The sequence below is a fragment of the Martelella sp. FLE1502 genome (assembly GCF_053484255.1).
The window spans coordinates 1-2,821 of record NZ_JBAKFQ010000053.1 but is presented as its reverse complement, the minus strand read 5'-3'; the positions used below and the strand labels follow the sequence as shown (position 1 = coordinate 2,821).

The window sequence follows — 2,821 nt, the reverse complement described above, 5'->3', positions numbered from 1 at the left end:
CACCGTCTCGTCACTTTCCAACCCCGACCCAAGCGCGCCCGCGATCGTAGCTACGGACGTCGCAAGCCAAGCCAGCTTCACATAGTCGAGCAGCCCGATGGCATGGCTTAATCGGGATTCGAGCAGATCAGGGGGCACAAACAAGACCACCGCAATCACGAACAGCGCCAGGAGCACGCCATAATAGAGAACAACGGCGACACTAAGCGTGAGCACCGTAGCCGCGTTATATAGCCTCATTAACAGGGGCGAGCCCTCCGCTTGAGGCTTCTCCCATAGATCGTGTGAGATGATCAGCCAGAACACCATGGCCACCATCGACGTCGCCATCAGGGCGACCAAACGGATCGGACCGTAGGCATCGCTCAGTTGCCAGAGCGTCGGGAAAATCAGCCCGTATGCGCCGGTGGCGAAAGCCACGGCCACCACGCTCTTGAAGGCTGGAAAGATGGTCCAGGGCTGGTTCGCCCTCACCATTCCCGTTAGTAGGCGTAGCCACGCGTAAGGCCTCGGCGCAGCAACGAATCGCACATCGACGGCCATGTCCGGATCCTGCGGTACGATTCGGCGTATGGGCGCCAAGTATCGCAACAACGGCCATCGATCAGTTCGCCCCGTCACGGACTTGCGGGATTGGGGCCGCTCCGGATCGCCAGCAGCTTGATCGTGTGACTTCGGTTCCTTGGATACGAGCTCTCTGAGCACAAGGACGGCGGCGCGCTCTGACCGACGGTACATGAGCATTCCGCCAGTGGCGGGCACCGAAATACCGCCGACGCCTTTTTCCCGAACAGCGTCGGCGACCACGACATGGTCCTGACGGAGGATCGGCAGATCGGTGATGCTGATCGCAAAATCCCAACCGTGCTGGTGTTTGCGTTTTTCGGCTTCGTCGAGAATTTCCGCGGGATCGCCAGCGCCGCCGGTCAAGGGATCGCAGACGATTTCCACGTACCAGTCGTTACGTTCATCGACTTCGCTGCGAAGAAGGTCGGGCAATATCTCAGCCAGATGCGCGGCCACCTTTTCGGGAAGCTCCGGCGCCGGGAGCAGCCCTATCACCCATCGGTACGACGCTGCATCCATCGGTCTCACATGCGAACCGCGCCTCGCTTCGCTTTGCGGGGTAGTCTCGTCATCGACCGATTTCTGGCTTTCCAACTTGCACATGAGAACCTCCCAGTTCGGTCTCTCACGGACCTCAATATGTGATAAAGCCTCAGCTGGCGACCCAACGCGCGTTATTCATGCTGTCATGAGGCAGTCGCTCGATCCTCAACTTCGGGCGCCGGCCTGTACCGTGCTGCGTGAAGACCACAGCCCACGTTGAGCATTTGGACGAAACGGCGACTGACCGAACGCCCGTTTTGTCCGCACACCGGACATAAACCTCCTGCCAGAAGGTGTGCGCCAAAAACGGTCGATTCCGCCTGTGACACAAACGGTTGAGTTCTGACCGACGAGCGCCCGACAGCGGACCTTCAAACACGGGCTACTCACCGTCCGCTGAGCGGGACAGAGCCGTCATTCAGGCCCATGAAATTTTCAGCGGAGGTAATACAGCGATGTCCTCGATGGCGTAGGCAATGCCGTCAACGAGGAGGCCGTCAGGCAGCTCACACCCAAGTGGTTGATGCGCAATTTTCCGGAAGCCCAGCTTTTTCCCTCAGCGGTCGCGGCGGGTATGGCTGCGCCGCACAGGTAGGTTTGCCTGCCTCTCCCGGTGGAAAACATACATGCCGGAGCCAAGGATCACGAGCGTTCCAAAAACCGTCATTTCATCCGGAACATCGCCGAAGGCGAAAAGACCGATGAACGTCGCTCCAAGAATTTCAAGATACTGAAAGGGTGCCAAAACGCTGGCTTCGGCCCGGCTGAAGGCATACGCGATCAACAGGAAGGTGGCCGCTGCCAGAACGCCAGCCCCGGCGAGACTCAACGCAATCTGCGGGTTTAGGCGGCTGAGCATCTTATGTAGATCCGAGGTCATCAGCATGAGCAACACCAGCGTGATGCAAGCATAAGCAGCGGACCCGAGTTGGAACGTCAGTGCGGAGGCAGTTCGCGTCGCCCTACGTGTGATGATCATGTTCAGCGCATAAGCGACTGCGGCGGCGACTGGCAGAAAAACTGTTAGACCAAAGGTTGCAAAATTTGGTCGCAGGATCAGAAGAACACCTAACATCCCGATTCCGATCGCAGCATAGCGATGCGGTCCGGGTTTTTCTCCGAGCAGAAATCCTGCGAGAAGTGTTAAGAGCAACGGCTCAACGAAAAAAATTGCGATAGCCGTCGCAATGGGCATGGTTTTGAAGGCTGTAATCAGGCTCAGGCTGATAACCGAAACACATTGGCCTGAGAGAAACGACCATATCGAGAAAGGACGCCCTGAGAGGCGATGACGCATCAGCATAAAAGCCCCAGCTAGAAAGCCAGCCTGCACAAGGGCTCGGACCGCCGCAATCTGTGACGGTGGCAGAGCGCTCGTCAGGGATTTGGTGATGGCATCCCCTGCCGGTAGAAGAAGCATTGCAAGTGACATGGTGATCATGCCGAGCAGAGGGGGGTAGGACTGGCGCAGCGGCGCCTGAACGATAACAGACATCTCGAACTCCTTCGCCGTAGCTTTGCTACGGCTCAAGATCCGGGCGTGCAGGACTGAATGATGAAAGTGCTTCGCGACGCCATCGCAAGCAGACAGTCTGCCTAAGGGAGATAAGAGGCCACTGTCAACGGCGTGAGCGGCATATCTTATGGCTCTGTTGCAAAAATTTTGCCGATGCCCGAAAGAGTGCGGACAATTTTCAGCGGGACTTTTGAT

General features: G+C 57.7%; 2 protein-coding genes. Both read right to left on the bottom strand.

Annotated features, from left to right (window positions below; all coding sequences use genetic code 11):
• The coding region (locus V6767_RS22605; RefSeq protein ID WP_448475490.1) for a hypothetical protein at window positions 1–1,170 on the bottom strand (1,170 nt) is incomplete at its 3' end.
• Window positions 1,171–1,666: 496 nt separating this feature from the next.
• Complete coding sequence (locus tag V6767_RS22600; protein WP_132314314.1) at window positions 1,667–2,605, bottom strand: DMT family transporter; 939 nt, start codon at window positions 2,603–2,605, stop codon at window positions 1,667–1,669.
• Window positions 2,606–2,821: the final 216 nt, after the last annotated feature.